This is a genomic window from Streptomyces sp. WM4235, assembly GCF_001279725.1.
GTDB lineage: Bacteria > Actinomycetota > Actinomycetes > Streptomycetales > Streptomycetaceae > Streptomyces.
Genome location: NZ_LGDE01000282.1, coordinates 14,802 through 34,112, shown reverse-complemented (window position 1 = coordinate 34,112; position 19,311 = coordinate 14,802). Strand labels below are relative to the sequence as shown.

General features: G+C 73.0%; 19 protein-coding genes. 12 read left to right on the top strand and 7 right to left on the bottom strand.

The genetic code is table 11. The annotated features are described in order from the left end of the window. Nucleotides 1-114 precede the first annotated feature (114 nt). From ADK55_RS39260 to ADK55_RS19500, 3 genes are all read right to left on the bottom strand, one after another. Nucleotides 115-267, bottom strand: coding sequence for a hypothetical protein (locus ADK55_RS39260; RefSeq protein ID WP_199826569.1), 153 nt, complete (start codon nt 265-267; stop codon nt 115-117). A 95-nt stretch (nt 268-362) separates the two neighbouring features. Next, nucleotides 363-1,244: an alpha/beta fold hydrolase gene (locus tag ADK55_RS19505; RefSeq protein ID WP_053680449.1), complete on the bottom strand. Its 882-nt coding sequence runs from the start codon at nt 1,242-1,244 to the stop codon at nt 363-365. Nucleotides 1,245-1,335: 91 nt separating this feature from the next. After that, nucleotides 1,336-3,252 (bottom strand): DEAD/DEAH box helicase, encoded by a 1,917-nt coding sequence (locus ADK55_RS19500; protein ID WP_234350148.1) that lies wholly within the window; start codon nt 3,250-3,252, stop codon nt 1,336-1,338. 451 nt (nt 3,253-3,703) lie between these two features. On the opposite strand from ADK55_RS19500, the gene ADK55_RS19495 reads away from it, so the two are divergent. Further along, nucleotides 3,704-4,462 carry a ferritin-like fold-containing protein gene (locus ADK55_RS19495; RefSeq protein WP_053680447.1) on the top strand — a complete coding sequence of 253 codons (759 nt, stop codon included), beginning with the start codon at nt 3,704-3,706 and terminating at the stop codon, nt 4,460-4,462. Nucleotides 4,463-4,577: 115 nt separating this feature from the next. Here the strand turns inward: ADK55_RS19495 and ADK55_RS19490 are convergent, their stop codons facing one another. The 4 genes from ADK55_RS19490 to ADK55_RS19475 form a co-directional block, all read right to left on the bottom strand. Next, a complete protein-coding gene (locus ADK55_RS19490) occupies nt 4,578-4,880 on the bottom strand; it encodes a hypothetical protein (RefSeq protein WP_199826568.1) in 303 nt (100 codons plus the stop codon). 139 nt (nt 4,881-5,019) lie between these two features. Beyond that, nucleotides 5,020-5,247, bottom strand: coding sequence for a DUF3107 domain-containing protein (locus tag ADK55_RS19485; protein ID WP_053680445.1), 228 nt, complete (start codon nt 5,245-5,247; stop codon nt 5,020-5,022). 138 nt (nt 5,248-5,385) lie between these two features. After that, a complete protein-coding gene (locus tag ADK55_RS19480; RefSeq protein ID WP_053680443.1) occupies nt 5,386-6,024 on the bottom strand; it encodes a TetR/AcrR family transcriptional regulator in 639 nt (212 codons plus the stop codon). Nucleotides 6,025-6,170: 146 nt separating this feature from the next. After that, complete coding sequence (locus ADK55_RS19475) at nt 6,171-6,386, bottom strand: hypothetical protein (RefSeq protein ID WP_053680441.1); 216 nt, start codon at nt 6,384-6,386, stop codon at nt 6,171-6,173. A gap of 119 nt (nt 6,387-6,505) precedes the next feature. Between ADK55_RS19475 and ADK55_RS19470 the strand changes: the two genes are divergently transcribed. The 11 genes from ADK55_RS19470 to ADK55_RS19425 all read left to right on the top strand — a co-directional run bounded on the left by ADK55_RS19470 (nt 6,506) and on the right by ADK55_RS19425 (nt 19,273). Then, complete coding sequence (locus tag ADK55_RS19470) at nt 6,506-7,495, top strand: alpha/beta fold hydrolase (RefSeq protein WP_053680439.1); 990 nt, start codon at nt 6,506-6,508, stop codon at nt 7,493-7,495. A 5-nt stretch (nt 7,496-7,500) separates the two neighbouring features. Further along, complete coding sequence (locus tag ADK55_RS37805) at nt 7,501-8,958, top strand: DUF3152 domain-containing protein (protein ID WP_107089237.1); 1,458 nt, start codon at nt 7,501-7,503, stop codon at nt 8,956-8,958. Between the two features lie 46 nt (nt 8,959-9,004). Further along, nucleotides 9,005-9,100 (top strand): Ms4533A family Cys-rich leader peptide, encoded by a 96-nt coding sequence (locus tag ADK55_RS40750; RefSeq protein WP_323178900.1) that lies wholly within the window; start codon nt 9,005-9,007, stop codon nt 9,098-9,100. A 217-nt stretch (nt 9,101-9,317) separates the two neighbouring features. Further along, nucleotides 9,318-11,057 carry an ABC transporter substrate-binding protein gene (locus ADK55_RS19460; protein ID WP_053680438.1) on the top strand — a complete coding sequence of 580 codons (1,740 nt, stop codon included), beginning with the start codon at nt 9,318-9,320 and terminating at the stop codon, nt 11,055-11,057. Beyond that, nucleotides 11,054-12,058: an ABC transporter permease gene (locus ADK55_RS19455; RefSeq protein ID WP_078999145.1), complete on the top strand. Its 1,005-nt coding sequence runs from the start codon at nt 11,054-11,056 to the stop codon at nt 12,056-12,058. Before ADK55_RS19460 ends, ADK55_RS19455 begins: the two co-directional genes overlap by 4 nt. After that, nucleotides 12,055-13,047 (top strand): ABC transporter permease, encoded by a 993-nt coding sequence (locus ADK55_RS19450; protein WP_053680436.1) that lies wholly within the window; start codon nt 12,055-12,057, stop codon nt 13,045-13,047. The genes ADK55_RS19455 and ADK55_RS19450 overlap by 4 nt, the downstream gene beginning before the upstream one ends. Beyond that, entirely contained in the window at nt 13,044-14,684 is a 1,641-nt protein-coding gene (locus ADK55_RS19445) for a dipeptide ABC transporter ATP-binding protein (RefSeq protein WP_053680434.1), read from the top strand. Before ADK55_RS19450 ends, ADK55_RS19445 begins: the two co-directional genes overlap by 4 nt. A gap of 218 nt (nt 14,685-14,902) precedes the next feature. Next, nucleotides 14,903-16,552: a DUF3492 domain-containing protein gene (locus ADK55_RS19440; RefSeq protein WP_053680507.1), complete on the top strand. Its 1,650-nt coding sequence runs from the start codon at nt 14,903-14,905 to the stop codon at nt 16,550-16,552. Next, nucleotides 16,549-17,439 carry a hypothetical protein gene (locus ADK55_RS39880; protein ID WP_053680432.1) on the top strand — a complete coding sequence of 297 codons (891 nt, stop codon included), beginning with the start codon at nt 16,549-16,551 and terminating at the stop codon, nt 17,437-17,439. Before ADK55_RS19440 ends, ADK55_RS39880 begins: the two co-directional genes overlap by 4 nt. A 101-nt stretch (nt 17,440-17,540) precedes the next feature. Beyond that, nucleotides 17,541-18,536: an NAD-dependent epimerase/dehydratase family protein gene (locus ADK55_RS19430; protein ID WP_053680430.1), complete on the top strand. Its 996-nt coding sequence runs from the start codon at nt 17,541-17,543 to the stop codon at nt 18,534-18,536. Further along, nucleotides 18,524-19,273 (top strand): spherulation-specific family 4 protein, encoded by a 750-nt coding sequence (locus tag ADK55_RS19425; protein WP_053680428.1) that lies wholly within the window; start codon nt 18,524-18,526, stop codon nt 19,271-19,273. Before ADK55_RS19430 ends, ADK55_RS19425 begins: the two co-directional genes overlap by 13 nt. Nucleotides 19,274-19,311: the final 38 nt, after the last annotated feature.

Genomic DNA, 19,311 nt, shown 5'->3' with positions numbered 1-19,311 from the left:
CCCTCGACGCCACGGCGGACCCGGCGACACACATGCGAATGCCCCGCACCGGATCGGTGCGGGGCATTGGTGTCCATACACGCGGCGGCTGTCAGGCGGCTCGCGTCAGGTGGGTCAGGAGGACGCCGTCTCGGCCGGTCGGATCAGAATGCGCTGGCCGACAGACGCGGCCTGCTGCACGATCCGGTTGACGGAGGCCGCGTCCACGACGGTGCTGTCCACGGCGGATCCGTCGACATCGTCCAGGCGCAGAATCTCGAAGCGCACGGGCTTCTCCCTTCGTCGGTGTTCTCCTTGCACAGGGTTAACGAAGTGTAAGCGGCAAACATTCCCTACGCTAAGGAAATTTTTTCACTGGCTAACTATTCGGGTGCCGCAGCGCTCCAGAAGTCCGCCAGCGCATCGGCCGTGACCTGCGGGTTCTCGGCGTTGGGGGAGTGCTCCGCGCCCTTCACGATCACTCGGGACGCACCCAGACGTTCCGCCATGGAGTCCATCAGCGGCACCGGCCACGCGTCGTCCACCACTCCCGACAGCACGAGCATGCGCAGCGGCACCACCGCCAGTTCGGCCACCCGGTCCGGCTCCGACATCAGCACCCGACCCGCGGCGATCAACTGCTCCGGCTCGGTCGCCACCCACCGCCCGCGCAGGAACTCCGTCAGCTCGGGGCCATCGACCGGCGCGTCCACCGGATCCTGGGCCCGCATCGCCGCCCACACCACCGACATGCATTCCACGGGCGGGACCCCCCGCAGCGACTCCAGAGCCGCCACCAGCAGCTTCGTACGCTCCTGCTGTGCCTCCGAGATCGCCGCCGGACCGCTGCTCATCAGGGTCAGGGAGGCGAAGGGGGTGTGGTCGCGCAGTACGGCGGCGCGGGCGATCAGGCCGCCCAGCGAGTGACCCACCAGGTGGATCGGGCCCCCGTCGACGCCGGACACGGCCGCCGCCTGGGCCAGCACGTCCCCGGCCAGCTCCTCCAGCGCGTACGCGGACTCCTCGCGCGGGCCGGGGCTCTCGTGCTGACCGCGCCCGTCGACCGCCACCACCCGGAAGCCGGCATCGGCCAGCGGCTCCAGCAGCCCGATGAAGTCCTCCTTGCTCCCCGTGTACCCGGGAACCAGCAGGGCGGTGCCGCGCAGCGGCTCCCCCGCCTCGTGCACGGCGAAAGCGCCGCGCGAGGTCGTCAGGCGGTACGCACGGGCCGCCGGTGGCAGGGTGAGGCGCGGTGGCTTGCTCATGGGCCCGAGGCTACCGGCCCGTACGCCCGGAGACGAGGACGGCCCCGACCCCCTCGAAGGGGGTCGGGGCCGTCCTCGTACGGCGGGTGGCTCAGGCCTCGGGGGTCTGCGCCACGGCCTTGCGGGTACGCGTGCGCTTCGGCTTGACCGGCGCCTCCTCGGCGTCGACCACGGCGTCCGAGGCGTCCGGGGCGACCGCGGTGGCCTTGCGGGCACGGGTGCGCTTCGGCTTCACCGGGGCCTCCTCGGCCTCGACGACGACCTCGGCGACCGGAGCGGGCTCCGCCACCTTGCGAGTGCGGGTCCGGCGCACCTTGACCGGGGCCTCCTCGACCGCGGTGGCCACGACCACCGGAGCCTCGACGGCGGCGGCCTGGGCGGCGATGGCCACGGCCTCGGCGACGACCGGGGCCGCCGCGACCTTGCGCGGCCGGGTGCGGCGCGCCTTGACCGGGGGCTCCACGAGCGGGGCCATCTGGAAGTCGGGCTCCGGGGCCGGCGCCTCGACCGGGGCGGCCACCACGGCGGACTCGACCACGGAGGCCGGGGCCGACGCGCGGGTCCGGCGACGACGCGGCCTGCGCGGCTCGTCGACGGCCGGGGCCTCGGGCGCCTCGGCGACCGGGGTCACGGCGGCCACCGCGGTGGCCACGGCCACGGCCTCGGCGGCCTGCTCGCTGCCACCGCGGGTCCGACGACGCTGACGCGGGGTGCGGGTCCGGGCGGGACGCTCCTCGGCCACCGGGGCGGCGGCGGCAGCAGCGCCGCGACCGCCACGGCCACCGCGGCCACCGGTCTCGCCCAGGTCCTCGAGGTTCTCGGCCTTCAGGCCGGCCCGCACGCGCTCGGCGCGCGGCAGGGTGCCCTTGGTCCCGGCCGGGATGTTCATCTCCTCGAACAGGTGCGCAGACGTGGAGTACGTCTCGACCGGGTCGTGGAAGTCCAGCTCCAGCGCCTTGTTGATCAGCTGCCAGCGCGGGATGTCGTCCCAGTCGACCAGCGTGACGGCGATGCCCTTGTTGCCCGCGCGGCCGGTGCGGCCCACACGGTGCAGGAAGGTCTTCTCGTCCTCCGGCGCCTGGTAGTTGATGACGTGCGTCACGCCCTCGACGTCGATGCCGCGCGCGGCGACGTCGGTGCAGACGAGCACGTCGACCTTGCCGTTGCGGAACGCGCGCAGGGCCTGCTCGCGCGCACCCTGGCCCAGGTCGCCGTGGACGGCGCCGGACGCGAATCCGCGCTTCTCCAGCTGCTCGGCGATGTCGGCCGCCGTGCGCTTCGTACGGCAGAAGATCATGGCCAGGCCACGGCCCTCGGCCTGCAGGATGCGGGAGACGAGCTCCGGCTTGTCCATGTTGTGCGCACGGAAGACGTGCTGCTTGATGTTGGCGACGGTCACGCCCTCGCCCTCGGGGGAGGTGGCGCGGATGTGCGTCGGCTGCGTCATGTACCGGCGGGCCAGTCCGATGACCGCGCCCGGCATGGTCGCCGAGAACAGCATGGTCTGACGCTTCGGCGGCAGGTAGTTGATGATCCTCTCGACGTCGGGCAGGAAGCCCAGGTCGAGCATCTCGTCGGCCTCGTCGAGAACGAGGGCCTTGACGTGGGAGAGGTCGAGCTTCTTCTGCCCGGCCAGGTCCAGCAGGCGGCCCGGGGTGCCGACGATCACGTCGACGCCCTTCTTGAGCGCCTCGACCTGGGGCTCGTACGCGCGGCCGCCGTATATGGCGAGGACGCGCACGTTGCGGACCTTGCCCGCGGTCAGGAGGTCGTTGGTGACCTGGGTGCACAGCTCGCGGGTCGGAACCACCACGAGGGCCTGGGGGGCGTCGGTGAGCTGCGCGGGCGTCGCCCGGCCGGCCTCGACGTCCGCGGGGACGACGACCCGCTCCAGCAGCGGCAGGCCGAAACCGAGCGTCTTGCCGGTACCGGTCTTCGCCTGGCCGATGACGTCCGTGCCGGAAAGGGCGACGGGAAGGGTCATCTCCTGGATCGGGAAGGGGGACACGATGCCGACGGCCTCAAGGGCCTCGGCCGTCTCGGGAAAGATCCCGAGGTCTCGGAACGTAGTCAGGGTGCTGCCTCTTCTGTGAGACGCGGCGCGAGGCGGCGATGGGGGTCGTACCGTGCCGGGCTTGCAGTACTACGACGTACGTACAAAGCTGCGCGGGACCACTAGCCTTCGCTCAAGCGCTTCTGCCGCTGAGGGGGCCCCTCGTGCAGGGCGGTACGCATGAGCGCACACACCACATCGAGGGCGGTCGGGTTGGAGCCGATCGGGCCACCGACCGGGCATCCTCATTCGGACGGCCCGCCGAGATTCGGCAGGCGCATTACCACTGTACCCCGGATTCGCGCAGGTGTGTTGGGTGAATTCACCTGGTAGTCGCGTTTAAGCGGAGTGTCGATGGCCATAGGTCGTGCCTTGACCGGGCTTTAGGCGGGCTATTGTGCGGAGCATGTCGACCGTAGAAAACGCATCTCCCGCCGACGACAGCACGCCCGTCGAGGCGCTCGGAATCGCCGCCCAGGACTGGGCGACGGCCTCCGCCTCGCCGCAGTACCGGGCCGCCGTCGAGGACCTCCTCGGCGCACTGGCGTACGGAGAGCTCGCCGCGTTCGAGCGCCTCGCCGAGGACGCGAAGCTCGCGCCCACCCTCGGCGACAAGGCCGAGCTCGCGAAGATGGCCTCCGCCGAGTTCCACCACTTCGAGCGGCTGCGCGACCGGCTCGCGGCGATCGACGTCGACCCCACCGCGGCGATGGAGCCCTTCGCGAAGGGCGTCGACGACTTCCACCGCCAGACCGCCCCCTCCGACTGGCTGGAAGGCCTGGTCAAGGCGTACGTCGGCGACTCCATCGCCAGCGACTTCTACCGCGAGGTGGCCACCCACCTCGACACCGACACCCGCGCCCTCGTCGTCGGTGTGCTCGACGACACGGGCCACGGCGGTTTCGCCGTCGAGAAGGTGCGCGCGGCGATCGAGGCCGACCCCCGCTGCGGCGGACGGCTCGCCCTGTGGGCCCGCCGGCTGATGGGCGAGGCGCTCTCGCAGGCCCAGCGCGTGGTCGCGGAACGCGACGCGCTCTCCACGATGCTGGTCGGCGGCGTCGACGGGATGGCGGCCGGATTCGACCTGGCGGCCGTGGGCGAGATGTTCACCCGCATCACCAAGGCGCACACCAAGCGGATGGCGGCCCTCGGCCTCGCGGCCTGAGCCCCACGCGGGCATCGAGCCCACGCGGACACGCGGCGGCCCCGGCACGGAGACACTCCGAGCCGGGGCCGACCCGTGTCAGGGGACGGGCGGGGGCGGACGGCCGTCGTCCCCTTCAGCCCCGGGAGGGGAGCGAAAAGGGAGGGCGTCGGTGCGTCCGACCGGAGCCCGAGCCGGGGCGCAGCAGGAGCGAGAGCACGACCGCCGACACCAGGGTCCCGCCGATCAGGGTCGCCACCAGGGTGTTGTGACCCGGTCCGAGCGACATGTGCGTGAGGTAGGCGCCGAACAGCGCTCCCACGACCCCGCTGACCAGGACCACCCTCGGTGACGGCAGCCGCTTCGCGAATCTGCGCACGGCGGCCCCGGACAGGGCGAGGCCCAACAGAGCGGAGCCGAGCGCTTCCATCAGCAGCATGAGGTCCCTTTCCGTACGTCAGGGCGTATTCGGGTTGCAGTACAGCGCTCCTACCCGAAGCGGAACAAAGAGAAACGACCCGGCGAAATCAACCGCCGGGTCGTTTTCCTCCTTTGAGGGAGGTTCAGTTCTCCGTGCCTCAGAGCGCTCCGAAGCCAACCTTGCGCGCACTCGGCTCACCCAGGTCCACGTACGCCAGGCGGTCGGACGGCACCAGGACCTTGCGGCCCTTGATGTCGGTGAGGCTCAGCAGCGGCGCAGTGCCGGACAGAGCGGCGGCCACGACGCCCTCCAGCTCCTCCGCGCTCAGGTCGCTCTCCAGCACGATCTCCCGGGGTGCGTGCTGCACGCCGATCTTGACCTCCACGGCTTTGTCCCTCCGACGATCCGGTTCGCGCGATCAGCCGCGCCGTACCCGGTCCACATTAGCCCGGAGAGGGGACACGATCGGCCCGTGGCGGACACGCTCGCAGCGAACAGCGGCGCACCGCCACGGCGGTGCGGGTCAGCCCTCCGTGCCGTGCAGCGGGAAGCCCGCGATGCCGCGCCAGGCGAGCGAGGTCAGCAGGCCGACCGCGGTGTCCCGGGCGACCGGGCTCTCGCTCGACAGCCAGTACCGGGCCACGACCTGCGAGACGCCGCCCAGGCCCACGGCCAGCAACATCGACTCGTCCTTGGACAGGCCGGTGTCCTCCGCGATGACCTCCGAGATGGCCTCCGCGCACTGGAGCGACACGCGGTCGACGCGCTCGCGCACGGCGGGCTCGTTCGTCAGGTCCGACTCGAAGACCAGACGGAAGGCGCCGCCCTCGTCCTGGACGTACGCGAAGTACGCGTCCATCGTCGCGGCCACGCGCAGCTTGTTGTCCGTGGTCGAGGCGAGCGCCGTGCGGACCGCCGACAACAGCGACTCGCAGTGCTGGTCCAGCAGCGCCAGGTAGAGGTCGAGCTTCCCGGGAAAGTGCTGGTAGAGCACCGGCTTGCTGACCCCGGCGCGCTCCGCGATGTCGTCCATCGCCGCGGCGTGGTAACCCTGCGCGACGAAGACCTCCTGGGCCGCGCCCAGGAGCTGGTTGCGCCGGGCTCGGCGCGGCAGTCGCGTGCCCCGGGGACGCGCTGCCTCCGTCTGCTCGATGGCTGTCACGCCGCCTCCCACTTTCTCTAAGAACACAGTGCGCTCTGCGCCGCGCCGCCATCGTACTTTTCGGTAACCGGATCTGGTGGGTTCAAGCCGAGTTTTCTCGCGGTACGGACCACCCTGACCCGCTGGTCAGCGCCTTTCCGCGGCGGTCAGCGGTAGTCGTCCTCGTCCAGGGGGACCACGCGGGCCTGCTCGGCGGCGTCCCCGTCGGTCGCCTCGTCGAGGTCGGCCCCCGTGAGCGGGTCGTCTTCGACGGGCTGGAGTTCGATGTGCTGCTCCGCGGCATCCGCCTCGGGCGTCTCCGGGTCGAGGTCCTCCCGGAGCCGCTCCCGGAAGGTGTCCGGTTCGGCTGGGTCGACAGTCATCGCGCTCCCCTCGCCTTCGCTGGTACCTACGAGCCTAGGAGGATCGCGACCGCGACGCCAGGTGGTCCTGTGACCGCCGACACAAGGGGTCGAGCGTGATCGTCTCGTAACATTGGCCCATGTCTTCGACCGAGCTGCCGGGTGTGCGGTCCACCGCCGAGGCGTCCTCCCAGGTGGGAGACGTCCGGGTGGCCGAGGGAGAGCGTCTGCGCACGGAACGGCTCCCCGGACTGGAGCTGAACGTGCGATTCCGGCCCTCCTCGAAGGAGGGGTTGCCGCCCGCGCTGTTCGTGCACGGGCTCGGCGGATCCTCGCAGAACTGGTCGGCGCTGATGGAGCGTCTGGCCGACGAAGTGGACGGCGAGGCCGTCGACCTGCCCGGCTTCGGCTGGTCCCCACCCCCCGCGAACCGGGACTACTCGATCACCGGTTTCGCCCGCGCGGTCATCCGACACCTCGACGCGGCCGGCCGCGGACCGGTGCACCTGTTCGGCAACTCGCTCGGCGGAGCCGTCTCCACCCGGGTCGCCGCCGCCCGCCCCGACCTGGTGCGCAGCCTGACCCTCGTCTCGCCCGCGCTCCCCGAACTGCGCGTGCAGCGCTCGGCGGTGCCGACCGCCCTGCTGGCCGCGCCGGGCATGGCGCCCCTGCTGCTGCGCCTCACCAAGGGGTTGAGCGCCGAGCAGCGCACCCGGGGGGTGACGGGCCTCTGTTACGGCGACCCCACACGGGTGACACCGGAGGGTTTCGAGGCGGCCGTCGAGGAGATGGCGCGCCGCATGGCGCTGCCGTACTTCTGGGAGGCGATGACCCGTTCGTCGCGCGGGATCGTCGACGCCTACACCCTCGGCGGGCAGCACGGGCTGTGGCGTCAGGCCCAACGGGTGCTCGCGCCGACCTTGTTGGTCTACGGTGGCCGGGACCAGTTGGTCTCGTACCGAATGGCGCGCAAGGCCGCCGCCGCTTTCCGGGGCTCGCGGCTGGTGTGTCTGCCGGAGGCCGGTCACGTGGCGATGATGGAGTACCCCGAGGTGGTCGCGGCCGCTTTCCGGGAGTTGTTGCAAGACACACAAGAACTGACACACACCGAAGAAGATGGTAGAGGCTGAGGCGCGTGGGACGACATAGTCGCAAGGACTCCGTCCCGGAGCGGCTCGCGCCGCCCGCGGAGCCCACGCCCTTCGAGGCGTTCGATCCGCCCGGGGTCTTCGGGGACTCGGGACCTCAGATCGCCGAGGCCCCGGCGCTCCTCGACGAGCCGGGGGCCTTCGGGGAGTACGAGGCGCCCGCGCCCCGCCGGGCGCCGCCGCCGTACGTCCCGCAGGCCGGCGCCGGCCCGGCTGGCCGTCGGGTACCCGAACCCACGGTCACGCACCGGGGATTCGCGTCCCCCGCCCCGCAGGCGCCCCGGGCGCGGCCCGCCGGACATCCCGAGCAGCGCGAGCCCGGTGGAGCGTGGGGCGCGAGCGCCTTCACCGACACCGGCTCCGTGTTCGTGGACCGGCCGGGCGTCCCGCGGGCCCGGACCGCGGCCCCGCCGGCCCGGAACAGCGACACCCCGGCCTTCGGCACCCCCGCCGTCGGCTTCCCGAAGGTCACCGTCGCGCCGGCCGCGGCGTCGCCGGCCGCCGATCCCGGCGAGGCTCGTGTCGCCACCGGCGCGCAGGGGCTGATTCCCGGTCCCCGGACGCCCGAGGCCGCCCCCGAAGCGGGCGGCGACACCCCCGAGAAGCCGGCCGCCGGTCGCGGCAGGAAGATCCGTGCCTACACCGGGGTGGCCGCGGCGGCCGTCACGGCCGTGCTGGCCGTCGTGGTGGCCACACAGGTGCTCGCCGAGGGCGAGGCGGGCAAGGGCAAGTCGCAGGCGGGCCCCGAGGACAGTCAGGGCCGCGCCGTTCCCGGGCAGTCGCCGGCCTCCCGCTCGGACGACCGCCTCAAGCCCGACGCGCCGGCGCCGGCGCCGGTGGAGCTGACGTACGACCAGAAGATGGCGTTGCAACTGCCGATCGACGCGAAGCTGGCCGGCCCGGGCGCCTTCGACACCGTGCCGGGCGTGGCCAAGGCGCCCGGCAAGGGCAAGCTCGTGCGCTACCGGGTGGACGTGGAGCAGAAGCTGGGGCTGGACGCCCAGCTCTTCGCGGAGGCGGTGCACCGCACCCTCAACGATCCGCGGAGCTGGGGCCACAACGGTGCGATGACGTTCGAGCGGGTGCCGGGCGGCGAGGCCGACTTCGTGATCACCCTGGCCAGCCCGGGCACCACCGGCGTGTGGTGCGCGAAGTCGGGTCTGGACACCACGGTCGACAACGTGTCCTGCGACTCCGCCTCCACCGAGCGCGTGATGATCAACGCCTTCCGCTGGGCGCAGGGCTCGCCCACCTACGGCGCCGGCCAGATGTTCGCGTACCGGCAGATGCTCATCAACCACGAGGTCGGGCACCGGCTCGGTCACGGGCACGTGAACTGCCGGACGCCGGGCGAGCTCGCGCCGATCATGCAGCAGCAGACCAAGTCGCTCAACATCGACAACATCCAGTGCAAGCCCAACCAGTGGGTCTTTCCCGGGAGTTGATTTCCGGCGTTGACAAGCCGTCCGATGGTCGGTAATTGTTCTCCGCATGTCGCACCGCCACACCACCGCCGCGAGCGCCGCCATAGAGCTGGCGCTCCTCGGTGTGGCCGCGCACAGCGTGGCCGACATCTTCTGTCGCTGACGCCTGCCTGAGCGCGCGACGCCCTTCACCGTTCTTCGCCGCGCCCGGGTGCATCCGCCCGCAGGCGCGGCCCTTTTTTCGACATGACCCCGGATCGGTGCGATCACTCGCGCCGGGACCTCCCGCTGTCGGGACGTCCGCCGGTGTGATCTCGGGCGGCTGCCCCTCGCGTGGCATTCCTCCCCGTTTCGCATCACGCCGAGAGGTCCCTTCTCCCATGCTCCGTCAGTCCCACACATCGCGCCGCGTGGCCGCGGTCGCCGTCAGCCTCGTACTGGCCGGGGGCGCCGCCGCCTGCGGGCCCAAGGACGCGGCGGACCAGGCCGGCCCCGGCGACAAGGCCGGCGCCACCGGGAGCGCCCCCGCCAAGGGCGGCACCCTCTCCGTCCTCAACGCCGACCCACAGAGCGACTTCGATCCGGCGCGGCTCTACACCTCCGGCGGCGGAAACGTTCCTTCGCTGGTGTTCCGGACCCTCACCACCCGCAACCGCGAGGACGGCGCGGCCGGCGCCAAGGTCGTGCCCGACCTGGCCACCGACCTCGGCAAGCCGAACGCCGACGCCACCGAGTGGACGTACACCCTCAAGGGCGGGCTGAAGTACGAGGACGGCACCCCGATCACCACCGCCGACATCAAGTACGGCATCGAGCGGTCCTTCGCCGCCGAGCTGTCCGGCGGCGCCCCCTACCTGCGGGACTGGCTGGTCGGCGGCGAGGCGTACCAGGGCCCCTACAAGGACGGCGGCAAGGGCCTCGACTCCATCGTCGTGCCCGACGCGAAGACGATCACCTTCAAGCTGCGCAAGCCCGAGGGGGAGTTCCCCTTCCTCGCCACCCAGACCCAGTTCGCGCCGGTACCCAAGGCCAAGGACACCGGCGCCGCGTACGAACAGCACCCGATCTCCTCCGGCCCGTACAAGGTCGTCAAGAACGACAACGACGGCGAACACCTCGTCCTGGACCGCAACCCGCACTGGGACGAGAAGACCGACGAGGAGCGCAAGGCCTACCCGGACAAGATCGACGTCCGCTCCGGCCTCGACGCCGCCGTCATCAACCAGCGCCTGACCACCAGCTCCGGCGCCGACGCCACGGCCGTCACCACCGACACCAACCTCGGGCCCGCCGAACTCGCCCAGATCGGCGACAACAAGGAACTCGCCGCCCGCGTCGGCACCGGCCACTTCGGCTACATCAACTACCTGGCTTTCAACCCCAAGGTGGCCCCCTTCGACAACCCGAAGGTCCGCCAGGCCATCTCGTACGCGATCAACCGCACCAGCGTGATCAACGCGGCGGGCGGCTCCGCGCTCGCCGAGCCGGCGACCACCTTCCTCCCCGAGCAGAAGGCCTTCGGCTTCACCAGGTACGACCACTTCCCCGCGGGCAAGACCGGCGACCCGGCCAAGGCCAGGGAACTGCTGAAGGAGGCCGGCTTCCCCGACGGGGTCGACGTCACGCTGACCCACTCCACCCAGCAGAACCGGCAGACCAGCCCCGAGGTCGCCACCGCCGTACAGCAGGCGCTCGCCGCCGCCGGGATCAGGGTCAAGCTGGAGGGCCTGGAGAACAACGCCTTCAACGAGAAGCGCTGGGACGCCAAGAACACCCCCGGCTTCTTCATCTCCCGCTGGGGCGCCGACTGGCCCTCCGGCGCCCCCTTCCTCGCGCCGATCTTCGACGGCCGGCAGATCGTCACCAACGGCTCCAACTACAACCACGCGCAGCTCGATGATCCCGCCGTGAACGCCGAGATCGACGAGATCGCCAAGCTCACCGACCTGGAGGCCGCCGGCAAGCGCTGGGGCGCCCTCGACCGGAAGATCGGCGAGCAGGCCCTGGACGTGCCGCTGTTCCACCCCGTCTACAAGCGGCTCGTCGGCAAGAACGTCAAGAACGTCGTCATCAGCGACTGGACCGGCGTCCTCGACATCTCGCAGGTATCGGTCAAGTGACGCTCCTCGCCGACCGGTCGGCGCCCGCGCCCGGGGCACTCGCCCCGGGCGCGGGCGCCGCGCGGCAGGTCTGGCGGCGACTGCGCACACGGCCCTCGGCCGTCGCGTCCGCCGCCGTACTCGCCCTCCTCGTCCTGCTCGCCCTCGCCGCACCCCTGCTCGCACAGCTCGCCGGCCAGGACCCCAACGCCTACCACGACGACCTCGTCGACTCGGCGCGCGGCGGAGTCCCCCTCGGTTCCCTCGGCGGGATCTCCGCCGACCACTGGCTCGGAGTCGAACCGGGCACCGGCCGGGACCTGTTCACCCGGCTCCTGCACGGAGCCCGGATCTCGCTGCTCGTCGCCCTCGGGGCCACCGCCGTCCAGGTCACCGTCGGCATCGCGGCCGGACTGACCGCCGCCCTCGGCAACCGCGCCGTCGCCACCCTGATCGGCCGGACCACCGACGTCATGATCGCCCTGCCCATGCTGGTGCTCGGCGTCGCGCTGACCGCCGTGGTCCCGCCGGACTTCCCCCGGCCCCTGCTGCTGATCCTCGTCATCGGACTCCTCGGCTGGGGCGGCACCGCCCGGATGGTGCGCGCCCAGACCCTGGCCCTGCGCGAGCTGGACTTCGTCGCCGCCGCCCGCCTGTCCGGCAACGGCACCCTGCGGATCGCCCGCCGCGAACTCCTGCCCTCACTGGCCGCACCCGTGATCACCCTCGCCGCGATCAACGTGCCGACCAACATGGTGGTCGAGGCCTCGCTGTCCTTCCTCGGCGTCGGCGTGAAACCGCCCACCCCGTCCTGGGGGCAGATGCTCTCCAGCGCCCAGACCTGGTTCCGCGCCGACCCGACGTACGTCCTGCTGCCCGCCGGGATGCTGTTCGTCACCGTGCTCGCCTTCACCGTCCTCGGTGACGCCGTCCGCACGGCCCTCGACCCCCGCGAGGCCTCACGGCTGCGGGTCGGCACCCGCGCCGGGGCCCGCGCCGGCCGAAAGGAGCGGAAGGCATGACCCGCTTCGTCCTCCAACGGACCGGCGGCGCACTCCTCGTGCTGCTCACCCTGTCCATCGCCGTGTACCTCCTCTTCTACGTCGCACCCGGCGACCCCGCCCGCCTCGCCTGCGGGGAGCGCTGCGACCCGACGCAGATCGCCCAGGTCCGCGCACAGCTCGGGCTGAACGACTCCGTGGTCGTGCAGTACCTGCACTTCCTCCAGGGCCTCGTGGCCGGCCGGGACTACTCCGGCGGCGCCGGGCTGACCCTGCACTGCGACGCGCCCTGCCTCGGATTCTCGTACCAGAACGACCGGCAGGTCACCGAACTGTTGCTGGACCGGCTCCCCGCCACCGCGTCGCTGGCGATCGGCGCGCTCGTGATCTGGCTCGTCATCGGCGTCGGCACCGGCCTGCTGTCCGCCCTGCGGCGCGGCGGGATCACCGAGCGGGTGCTGACCGTCCTCACGCTCGCCGGCACCGGGACGCCCGTCTTCATCCTCGGGCTGCTGGTGCTCATGGTGGTCTGCGCGTACCTGCGCTGGCTGCCCTTCCCGACCTACGTGCCCTTCGGCGAGGACCCCGAGCAGTGGGCCTGGAACCTGCTGCTGCCCTGGGTCACGCTCGGCTTCTTCGAGAGCGCCAAGTACGCCAGGGTGACGCGCAGCGCCACCCTGGAGACGCTCGCCGAGGACCACATCCGCACCTTCCGCGCCTACGGCGTGGGCGAACGGAAGATCGTCACCCGGCACGCCCTGCGCGGCGCGGTCGCGCCGGTGATCGCGCTGAGCGCCGTGGACTTCGGGACGATGATCGGCGGCGCGGTGCTGACCGAGTCGCTGTTCGGCATCCCCGGACTCGGCAAGACCCTGATCGACGGGGTCCGGGTCGTGGACCTGCCCGTGGTCGTGGGCGTCACCCTGGCCATCGGCACCGCCGTCGTGGTCGCGGGCGCCGTCGCCGACCTCTTGTACGCCGTCGCGGACCGAAGGGTGGCCCTGACATGAGCGAACCACTGGTGGAGGTGCGCGACCTCGTCGTCGACTTCCCGGTCGGCGCGCCGGGGGAGTGGCTACGGGCCGTGGACGGGGTTTCGCTGACCCTGGACGCGGGCGGCGCCCTGGGCATCGTCGGCGAGTCCGGCAGCGGCAAGTCCACCGTGGCCGCGGCCCTGTTGGGCCTGCACCACGGGACCGGAACCCGAGTGACCGGCGCCGTCCGGGTCGCCGGAACCGACCTGGCCGGCGCCGGCGCGCCGCAGCTGCGCGCCCTGCGCGGGGGCACGGCCGCCATGGTCTTCCAGGACCCGCTGAGCTCCCTCGACCCGTACTACGCCATCGGCGACCAGATCGCCGAGGTCTACCGGGTCCACGCCGACGCCTCCCGGCGCGCGGCCCGGGCCCGGGCGGTCGAGGTGCTGGACCGCGTCGGCATCCCCGACGCCGTGCGCCGCTCCCGCGCCCGACCACACGAGTTCAGCGGCGGCATGCGCCAGCGCGCCCTCATCGCCATGGCCCTGGCCTGCGAACCGAGACTGCTGATCGCCGACGAACCGACCACCGCCCTCGACGTCACCGTCCAGGCACAGATCCTCGACCTGCTCCACGGACTGCGCGAGGAACGGGGCCTGGGACTGCTGCTCGTCACCCACGACGTGGGCGTGGCCGCCGAGAACGTCGACGAGCTGCTCGTCATGCGCGACGGGCGGGCCGTGGAACGCGGGCCCGTCGGCCGGGTGCTGGCCGCGCCCACCGACCCGTACACCCGCGACCTGCTCGACGCCGTTCCCCGGCTCGACGCGCCGCGCCCCTCGCGGCTGCGGCCCGCCCCCGACGAACCGGCCCCCGTCGTCGAGGCCTTCGCCCTGCGCCGTGAGTTCGGCCGGGGCAAGCGCGCCGTCACCGCGGTCGACGGCGTCTCACTGGCCGTGCGCGCCGGGGAGACGCTGGGCATCGTCGGGGAGAGCGGCAGCGGCAAGAGCACCCTCGGCCGGATGCTCGTCGGGCTGCTGGAACCGAGCGCCGGGGAGGTCCGGCACACCGGGGAGGCGGCCGGCGGGGCCGTGCGCGACGGCATCCCGCACGGCGTCCAGATGGTCTTCCAGGACCCGGTGTCCTCGCTCAACCCGCGCCGCTCGATCGGCGAGTCCATCGCGGACCCGCTGCGCGCGGCCGGCGAGCGCGACGAGGGCGCGATCCGGGCCCGGGTCGCGGAACTGCTGGAACGCGTCGGGCTGGAGGCCGCCCACCACGACCGCTACCCGCACGAGTTCAGCGGCGGCCAACGCCAGCGCGTCGGCATCGCCCGCGCCCTGGCACCCCGGCCCCGCCTGATCGTCTGCGACGAACCCGTCTCCGCCCTGGACGTCACCACCCAGGCACAGGTCACCGCCCTGCTGGCGGAACTCCAACGGGAACTCGGCATCGCGCTCGTCTTCATCGCCCACGACCTGGCGGTGGTCCGGCAGGTGAGCGACCGGGTGGCCGTCATGCGGGCCGGGCGGATCGTCGAGGAGGGCCCCGTCGACGAGGTCTACGACCGCCCGCGCGATCCGTACACCCGCCGGCTGCTGGCGGCCATGCCGGCCCTGGACCCGGAGCGGGCCGGGGACCGGCGTTCCTCGCGACAGGAGGCCTACGCCTAGACAGGCTCCCGCGCCCCGCGGCCTGCGGCAGAAGGGCCGCAGGCCCTTTCTAGCGTGCTCGAACGCGAACCGTACGGGAAAGTTACGACTCTTCACCCCTTCCGGTGGCGCGACGGACAACCGTCCGTCGCGCCATCCGCATATCCGCTTGAGTTCTTCCGCAGCGGGTCCCCGGACCGACGGAGGCCGCTCGCGACGGGAGATCGGGGGTGCCACTCGTGCGGATCGGACTGCTCACGGAAGGTGGTTATCCGTATGCCACGGGAGAGGCCGGGCTGTGGTGCGACCGGCTGGTGCGCGGGCTGCCGCGGCACGAGTTCGAGCTGTACGCGCTGAGTCGCAGCGCCGAGCAGGAGGAGCGCGGCAAGGTGCCCCTCCCGCGCCAGGTCACGCGGGTACGGACCGCCCCGCTGTGGGCCCCCGGCGACGACGGGCGCACGCACTCCCGGCGTGAGCGGCGACGGTTCGCCGCCTGCTTCAAGGACCTGGTCCGAGGCATCTGCGCCGGCGAGGCCGAACCCTTCGCCGCCGGCCTGTACGGGCTGGCCGAACTGGCCCGGGAACAGGGCGGGATGTACGCGGCCCTGCGGTCCGAGACCGCCGTGCGGGCGGTGGAGTCCGCGTGCCGGGCGCCGGGCGCGAGCCGTACCGTGCGCAGCGCCCAGGTGCGGGACCTGCTGGAGTTCGTGGACGAACTGGAGCGCGCGCTGCGGCCGTTGTCCCTCGACTGGTACGAGGACCTCGGACGGGTCGACGTCTGCCACGCGACGGCGGGCGGGGTGGCGGCGATCCCCGGACTGCTGGCCAAACGCTTCTTCGGGGTGCCGCTCCTGGTCACCGAGTACGGGGTCCGGCTCCGGGCGCACTACCTCGACCACTCCGAGGAGGAACGCCCCGCGGTGCGGGCCCTCCTGGCCGCCTTCCACACCCGGCTCGCCGCCGAGATCTACGCCCGGGCCGACCTCCTGACCCCCGGCAACGCCCACGCCCGCCGCTGGCAGGAACGCTGCGGGGCCGTCCGCGAACGGATGCGCACCGTCTACCCCGGGATGGAGGCGGACCGATTCGCCACCGTCGGGGAGGACCCGGAGTGCGGGGACCCGGACACGCTCGTGTGGGTCGGCCGGATAGAGCCCGCCAAGGACCTGATCGCCCTGCTGCACGCCTTCGCGGAGGTACGCAAGGTCGCTCCGGGGACCCGGCTGCGCATCTTCGCCACGGCCGTGGCACCGGACTACCTCGCCGACTGCCGCTCGCTCGGCGCGCAGCTCTTCCCCGACGAGGCGGCCGACGCCCACGCGGTCGGCGAGAACCCCGTCACCCTCGAGGAGATCGGCGGACCCGACGCCCCCTCCTCGGCCGAGGCGTACGGCACCGGCCGGGTCGTCGTGCTGTCCTCCGTCATCGAGGGGTTCCCCATCACCCTCGCCGAGGCGATGTTCTGCGGCCGGGCCACCGTCTCCACCGACGTCGGCGCCGTCCGCGAGGTCATCGGCGGAACCGGCCTCGTCGTACCGCCCCGCAATCCGCGCGCGCTCGCCGACGCCTGCCTGTCGCTGCTGCGGGACCCCGAGCGGGCCCAGCGGCTCGGCTCCGCCGCCCGGGCCCGCGCCCTGGAGCTGTTCACCGTCGAACAGAACGTCGAGGCCTTCCGGGAGAGCTACCTGCGGCTCCTCGCCCGGGGCTCCGCCCGGCCCGACGGAGAGGTCCCGTTCGCCGTAGCGGCCGAGGCGCGCGTCCCCGGGCACTGGACCACACCCACCTGGGCATCGGTACCCGAGCCGGCTCCGGGGCCCGCGGCCGGCCCCGGGCCCGCCCTGCCGAACGCGGGGTCGGCTCCCGTTCCGAACACGGAGGCAGCGGTATGACCGGCACCAGCGTCGAGGACGTCACCCCGGTCGCGCCGCGGCGCAGACCCGCCGGCGATCCGGTGAAGGCACTGCTGCACCGGCACCGCGCCCTGTGCGAACGCGCCGTCGACCCCCTGGAGATCGCCGCCGGGCTGGAGGCCCACGGCATCACCGACCGCACCGCCGCCCGCTTCCGCCACCGGGACGTCTTCTCGCTCGCCGAGGAGCTGTACGCGCGGACCCCGCGCGGGGACGCCCCGCCCACCCCGCCCGACGCCGTCGACACCTCCCCGGTCGTGCTGCGCGGCTTCGGGTACTCCTTACTCCCCGGGGCCCTGGCGCTCGCCGCGACCGCCGCCGGGTTCCCCTACGCCGGACCACTCGCGGCGGTGGCCGTCGTCGCCGTGCTGGTGTGGCCCGGTCGGACCGCCGGGGGGCGGTTCCCCGGCCTGATCCACCTGCTCGCGGCGGCCGCCGTCGGCTGGGCAGTCCACCGGCACGGCCCGACCCTCGGCGTCGCCCTCGCGGTCGCCGCCGCGCCCGGCTACCTGATCGGGGCCGGCTTCGCCGCACGGGCCCGCCGCAGGCTCGCCGGGAGCCGGGCCCTGGAGGACTTCGCCGACGGCATCCGGCCCCTGCTGGCCGCGGCCGTCACCGGCTTCGTCGCGGCCGCCGCGGGGGCGGCCGCGCTCGCCGGAACCCCGCTCGCGGCGGCCCTGCCGCTCGCGGCACTGCTGTTCCTCACCCGGCTGCTGCTCGGGCACGGCGCCCACCGCGTGCCCGTGGCGGGGGCCCTCGCCCTCGCCCTCGTCCCGATCCCGGCGGTGCAGTGCGCCGCCGCGGCGGGACTCCTCGTCCACGCCTTCCGCGCGCTGACCCGTGCCTCCGCACACGCGCGCCCCTGAGCCCTTCGGAGCCGACGCCGAAGCGTTGTACCCCCATGTCGACCCCACCACCCAAGGAGAAACAGGATGACCGGCCAGCCGAACAACCAAGGGGCCGCGCGATGAGGGTGCTGCTGATCGGAGCCAACGGATACCTCGGCCGCTACGTCGCGGACCGACTGCTCGCCGACCCCGCCGTACAGCTCACCGCGCTCGGCCGCGGAGACGACGCGGACGTCCGCTTCGACCTCGCCACCGGCAGCCCCGGAGCGCTCACCCGCTTCCTCGACGCCGTCCACCCGGGCGTCGTCATCAACTGCGCGGGCGCCACCCGCGGCGGTGCCCGGGAACTCACCCGGCACAACACCGTCGCCGTCGCCACCATCTGCGAGTCGCTGCGCCGCAGCGGCTGCGGGGCCCGACTCGTCCAGCTCGGCTGCGCCGCCGAGTACGGGCCCAGCCAGCCCGGATCGTCCACGGCCGAGGACGCCGTCCCGAGACCCGGCGGACCGTACGGCGTCAGCAAGCTGGCCGCGACCGAGCTGGTGCTCGGCTCCGGGCTGGACGCCGTCGTGCTGCGGATCTTCTCCCCCGTCGGACCCGGCACCCCCGCCGGTTCCCCGCTCGGCCGGCTCGCCGAGGCCATGCGGCGCGCCATGCAGTCCGGCGACGGCGAGCTCAAGCTCAGCGGGCTCGGGGTGCAGCGGGACTTCGTGGACGTACGCGACGTCGCGCGCGCCGTCCACGCGGCCTCGCTGTCCGCCGCCCAGGGCGTCGTCAACATCGGCACCGGTCGCGCGGTCCGTCTGCGCGAGGCGGCCGGCGTGCTCGCCCGGGTCGCGGGCTACGGCGGCGCCCTCCACGAACTCGACCTGCCGCAACAGCCGCACGCCCACCCGGGCCGGCCGCCGGGCCTCGCCGCCATCGGTTCGCCGCGCTCCGAGGCCACGGCCGAGCAACTGGCCGCGTCCGCCCCGCAGGCCCCGTACCCGGACGGCTGCGGCGCCTGGCAGCAGGCCGACGTGCGCACCGCCCGCGACCGGCTCGGCTGGCGCCCCCGGATCAACCTGGAGGAGTCACTGGCCGACATCTGGATGGAGGCGGCGTGCCGCATCTGACCACGTCGGAGGCGACCTCGGCGGCCACGGGCGCCGGCCGGATGGGCCTGGGCATCCCCGGGTACGCGCACCCACTGCTCGCCCCGGTGGAATGGGCCGAGCTGACCCGGCCCGGCACCCCCCTGCACTGGGCCGTCCTCAACGTCTCGGACGGCCCGGGCGGGCGCCCCGACCCGCACTGCACGGAGGCCACCGCGAAGCTCCGCGGCGCGGGCGGCACCGTCGTGGGCCATCTCGCGATGCGAGACGGAACGCGCGCGTTCGGGGAGCTGATCGCCGACGCCCACCGCTTCCGGGACTGGTACGGGGTGGGCGGTTTCTATCTCGCCGACACCCCCTGCGACAAGGCGGACCTGGAGGGCGTCCGCCGGGTCGTGGACACCCTGCGCGGGCTCGGTGACGGACTGCGCGTCGTGCTCGGGCACGGCACGCACCCGTACGCGGGTTACGCCGAAGCCGCAGATCAGCTGGTCACCTTCTCCGGGACCTGGGCCGACTACCGCTGGTCGCAGGTCGCGGAGTGGACGGCCGAGTATCCGCCGGAACTCTTCTGCCACCTGGTGCACGGGGTTCCGCGCTCCCACCTGGACGAGGCCGTGCGCATCGCCCGGTGGCAGGGCGCCGGCACGGTCTGGTTCACGGATCGACGCGGCACTCCGGTGCGGGACCCCTGGGCCTCGATGCCCGGGTACTGGGACGAAATCGTCTCGCGGATCGGGACGCGTGTCTCGGAATGAAGTGGGGCGTGGCAGTGTTACGGAACAGAACAAACCTT